The following is a 5,045-nucleotide window of genomic DNA, read 5'->3' on the forward strand; positions in this document are numbered from 1 at the left end:
GGTAATTGTTTTACATTGTTCTTTAATCTATATGAATTTATTTTAGTGCACCTTTGCAGGAAACTCCGTTAAGGAGATTAAATTTTTGAATTTAAAAATACTTTAAATTTGTGACTTTGTAAAACAAAGGGAGGTCTGAGCCTCCCTTCTTGAGATGATAGTTTAAAAAGATTAGATCTTTTCAGGAACCATCTTAATGTGACCGCAAGGGCATTCCTGAGCGCAGACACCGCAGCCTTTGCAGTAATCGTAGTTGAACTCGTAGCCTTTACCAGGACCGAGTTTAACAACTGCGCTGTCAGGGCAGACGCCGTAGCAGTTATCGCATTCCATGCAGTTGCCGCATGATAAGCAGCGACGTGCTTCGAAAATAGCGTTTTCTTCGGTTAAGCCGTGCTGGACTTCATCGAAGGTGTTGGTACGACGAGCAAGCTCAATCTGCGGACGTACGGTCTTAGGAGCATCGGTATAGTACCAAGGATGCATGTCTTCAAAACGTGCGTCTTCATGCTTCTGAGCGCGGGTGTACTTAGTACCTTTCAAGTAGGCATTGACACCGCGAGCGGCGTGTTTGCCCATGCCGATAGCAGCGGTTACGGTGCGATCACCGGGAACCATATCGCCGGCAGCAAAGATACCGTCTACTGAAGTCATCATGTTGTCTTTATCGACGGTGACGGCATCTTTCTCAAGCTGCAGTCCTTCGACTTTCTTAACAACTGATAAGTCAACGTTCTGACCGATAGCTAAAACAACGGAGTCAGCTGAGAGTTCATCGAACTCACCGGTAGGCTGAGGTTTGCCGTTATCATCAAGAACCATTTTTTCGATCTTGAGCTTTTCACCATCTGCCTGGGCAATGGTGGATAACCACTTAACCTGAATGCCTTCTTTAATAGCATCATCCATTTCTTCTTCATTTGCCGGCATCTTATCGCGGTTACGACGATAAACGATGATAGGGTCAGCGCCCATACGGCGTAATGAACGAGCAACGTCAACTGCGGTATTACCACCGCCGTATACGGCGACGCGACGACCGATTTCAACGTCGGTATGAGATGCAATATCACCTAAAACCTCAAGAGCGCTTAAGATGTGGGTGGTATCGCCTGAAGGAATGTTGACGTTAGAAGACAATGAAGCGCCTAAGCCTAAAATGACGGCGTCGTACTTGCCGTTTAATTTCTCGGCAACGATATCTTCAACGCGGCGGCCGCACTCAATGGTAACGCCCATATCGGTAATACGTGCAATTTCAGCATCAAGAATATCACGCGGTAAACGATATACCGGAATACCGTAACGCATCATGCCGCCCGGCTGCTTGGCCATTTCAACGATATGTACGCTGTGACCGAAACGGCGAAGGTGATAGGCTGCTGATAAACCGGCAGGACCTGCACCGATAATCAGAACTTTTTTACCGGTTTCGCGAACAGGCTTCTTGAAAGAAAGCTTGTGCTCAATAGCATAGTCGCCAAGGAAGCGCTCTACTGAGTTGATACCGACGGATTCATCGAGGAAACCACGGTTGCACTTGCCTTCGCAGGTGTGGTAGCAGACACGTCCCATGCAGGCAGGCATAGGGTTATCTTCGGTAAGAATGCGCCATGCGTGCTCATAATCACCTTCAGCTGCGTAGTAAAGCCACTGCTGAATGTTTTCGCCTGCAGGGCACTGCTTGTTGCAAGGCGGAAGCTTGAACACGTTAACAGGGCGCAAGGTTCTCCATGAACCGGTATGATTCTCTAAAGAGGTTGCCGGATCAAGGGTAGTTGCAAAAGGTTTAATCATCATAATGCTTCTTGCTCCTCTTAGATCATGTTCTCTTTACGCTCGAAAGCGTGAATTGCAGTAGGAACAGTCTCAGGAACTGAATCACCGATAAGTCCGTACTGTTTGATGTTTTCGTCGCACATTGCCTGAATTTCAGCAAGAACTTTAGGATCGCCTTTCTTGCCGGTCAGGTGGGCGTAACGACGCTGGAGTTTCAAGAAGTTGATGACAGGCTGCTTCTGACGGATCTTACGTACAGAAGTTACTTTACCGTATTCAGCTTCGAAAATAGGATAGAAGCCGGTCTCGCAAGCTAAGCGAGCAACGGTAACGGTTGAAGATGAAGCGCATCCCCAGCCTAACGGGCACGGTACTAAGATCTGGATATAACGTGCGCCGTGGAATGACATTGCCTTAGCGACTTTGTATTCAAGATCCTTAAGATCGGCAACGCAAGCAGTTGCAACGTAAGGAATACCGTGAGCCATTGCGATAAGAGGAACGTTCTTGCCTTTACCGAAATCGGCACCAGGGTGCTCACCGACAAGCTGAGTGGTTGCGGTACGGGCAGCAGGAGGAGTTGCAGATGAACGCTGTACACCGGTATTCATGTATGCCTGGTTGTCATAACAGATGTATAAAACATCGTCGTTACGTTCGAACATACCTGATAAAGTGGCAAAGCCGATATCGGTGGTACCGCCGTCACCGCCTTGTGCGATTACGCGCGGAACAACGCCGTTGCCGTGTTTTGCTGCACGAACTTTAGCAGCAGCTGCGATACCGCTAGCAACGGCAGCAGGGTTACCGAACAGTGAATGGATCCAAGGAAGTCTCCATGCTGATTCAGGATACGGGGTTGAGAATACTTCAAGGCAGCCGGTTGCGTTTGCAACGATTAACTGACCTCCGGTTGCACGCATTGCTGCGTCAATGGCATAGCGGGCACCTAAAGCTTCGCCGCAGCCCTGGCAGGCACGGTGACCGGAAATCAAGGTATTAGGACGGTCAACTGCAGCCTGTTCAGCGCGCATTGACGGGTTGAGCAGACGGTTGCCGATGGTGTTGGAACCGGTTTGATAGAATTTAATTGAATCTAACATTGCTTACTCCTTAGGCACGAACGTTACGGAGCGAATCTTTCAAGGCACTGTCCGCAATCGGGCCTTCCGGGAAAGTAACGCCTTCTGCACTCTGTAAGTAGTTGTTGAGAACTTTATTATCAACATCTACCCAGGTTACTTCTTCGGTAAACTTATCGTTTAAAGCATAGTCAACGATATTGTTGATGGTGCTTGCCAAGATTGCGCGGCCGCCTAAACCGGCGATTGCGGTGCAAACCTTAGTATCGAGACCTTCAACGGCACGCTTGACTTCAGGGCAGATAATGCCGCGGGCGCCGAAAGAGAATGCTCTTTCAAGACATACGACTTTCTTGGTGTCGCCGATAGCAGCACGCATTGCTTCGTACGGGAACGGACGGTAAGACTTCAAGGAGATGATACCGACATTGATGCCTTTCTTCTTAAGCTCATCAACAGCGTCTTTTGCGGTACCGACTGAAGAACCTAAAATAACGAGCTTAATGTCAGCATTTTCGCAATTGTAGCAGTCAAGCAAACCGCCTGAGTTACGACCGGTTAAAGCGCGGTATTCTTTAGTAACGTCTTCAATTACCTGAAGAGCTTTTACCATCTTGCGCTGCTGGAGGAGACGAACTTCGGTGAATGCCTCAGGACCAACCATAGCACCCATGGAGATAGGTTCTTTAGGATCAAGGTATTCTTTAGGCTCATAAGGAGGCAGGAAGGAATCGATCATTTCCTGTGAAGGAACATCCAAACGCTCGAATGCGTGGGTAAGAACGAAGCCGTCCATGCAGACCATAATCGGCAAACCTACAGTTTCGGCAATCTTGAAAGCCATAATGTGGGTATCAAGAGCGTCCTGGTTTGATTCGCAGAACAACTGGAGCCAGCCTGAGTCACGCTGAGATAGTGAGTCGGAGTGGTCGTTCCAAATGTTAATCGGAGCGCCGATAGCACGGGAAGCTACGGTCATAACGATAGGCAAACCCAAGCCAGAAGCGTTGTAAACGCCTTCAGTCATGTAGAGTAAGCCCTGTGAAGCAGTTGCAGTATAAGTTCTGACGCCGCCTGCAGAGGCACCGATTGATACTGAAATTGCGGCAAATTCTGATTCTACGTTAATAAACTCGCAGTCTTTTAAAGTACCTTGTTTTACGAGTTTACCTACGTTTTCTACAATGTGAGTCTGCGGAGAAATAGGGTAAGCGCAAACGGCACCGGGACGGCAAAGGGCAACAGCCTCGGCAATACCAAGAGAGCCTTCAATCTGCTTAAGCATTGGCGCCTCCATTCTTTAAGTTAATAATATAGTTATAAGCTAAAGCTGCGGTTTCAGCGTTGGCATCACCGACCTTGCCGGGATATCTGGTCTGGAAAGACTTCTGTACGCTTTCAAGTTTGAATACGCCGGTTGCTGCTGCAAGAGCTGCAAGCATCGGAGCGCCCGGGAGCGGACGACCAATCTTCTGCATTGCAAAGTCAGTTGCAGGAACGGTCAAAACATGTCCCTTCGGCAAAAGCTTTACCAAATCCGGAACGATGACTTCAGCAGGATCTGCTGAATTAATGATGGCGTAACCGTTAGGATCAATACCGGAGAAAACATCTACGGCACCTAATAAGGTACGATCCTGAACGACAACGGCGTTAGGTTTTAAAATAGGCTCGTGGGTACGAATGTCTTTATCGTCAATACGAGCATAGGCAACAACCGGAGCACCGGTACGCTCACTACCGAAGCTTGGGAAAGCTTGTGCGTAGTGTCCCTCTAAAAAGGCGGAAAGTGACAACATTTCAGCGGCTGTCACAACGCCCTGGCCGCCACGGCCGTGTAAACGAATCTGAAGCAAAGTAGGCTCCTTTTATTGTTTGCAGTTGGCATGTGCAATTTAATTGCTTCATCTTTAACGATAAAGCAATCATCTCGGCGCATTTTAAATACTTTTGAGATTGCGCCTCAATAATTTAGTTATTACCGCAAGACGGTAGAAACCAAACACAATAATTTTATAAAAATATATATTGATGTCCATTCAAATCCCTTATTTATGCGACTTTCAGCATGTTTAATTTTTTGTAGTGCGTCACAAAAATTTAAAAATCATAATAAATTTGTTTAAATGTCTAATCGGATTTTATAAAGATAAAAATTATATGTGTTTTGATTAATTTAATAAA

The 5,045-nt window shown here is 47.2% G+C and carries 4 protein-coding genes; all 4 read right to left on the reverse strand.

All coding sequences use genetic code 11. The features are described from left to right. Nucleotides 1–171: 171 nt before the first annotated feature. Genes QZ019_RS09155 through QZ019_RS09170 form a run of 4 tightly spaced genes read right to left on the reverse strand, consistent with a single transcriptional unit; the run spans nucleotide 172 to nucleotide 4,717 of the window. A complete protein-coding gene (locus QZ019_RS09155; protein WP_294565041.1) occupies nucleotides 172–1,800 on the reverse strand; it encodes an NAD(P)-binding protein in 1,629 nt (542 codons plus the stop codon). 17 nt (nucleotides 1,801–1,817) lie between these two features. Continuing rightward, nucleotides 1,818–2,882, reverse strand: a complete 1,065-nt coding sequence (locus QZ019_RS09160) for a thiamine pyrophosphate-dependent enzyme (RefSeq protein ID WP_294565036.1) — start codon at nucleotides 2,880–2,882, stop codon at nucleotides 1,818–1,820. Between the two features lie 10 nt (nucleotides 2,883–2,892). Further along, nucleotides 2,893–4,146: a transketolase C-terminal domain-containing protein gene (locus QZ019_RS09165; protein ID WP_295484437.1), complete on the reverse strand. Its 1,254-nt coding sequence runs from the start codon at nucleotides 4,144–4,146 to the stop codon at nucleotides 2,893–2,895. Beyond that, entirely contained in the window at nucleotides 4,139–4,717 is a 579-nt protein-coding gene (locus tag QZ019_RS09170) for a 2-oxoacid:acceptor oxidoreductase family protein (protein WP_294565030.1), read from the reverse strand. The genes QZ019_RS09165 and QZ019_RS09170 overlap by 8 nt, the downstream gene beginning before the upstream one ends. Between the last annotated feature and the right edge of the window lie 328 nt (nucleotides 4,718–5,045).

Source organism: uncultured Succinatimonas sp. (genome assembly GCF_905203285.1).
Taxonomy (GTDB): Bacteria; Pseudomonadota; Gammaproteobacteria; order Enterobacterales; family Succinivibrionaceae; genus Succinatimonas.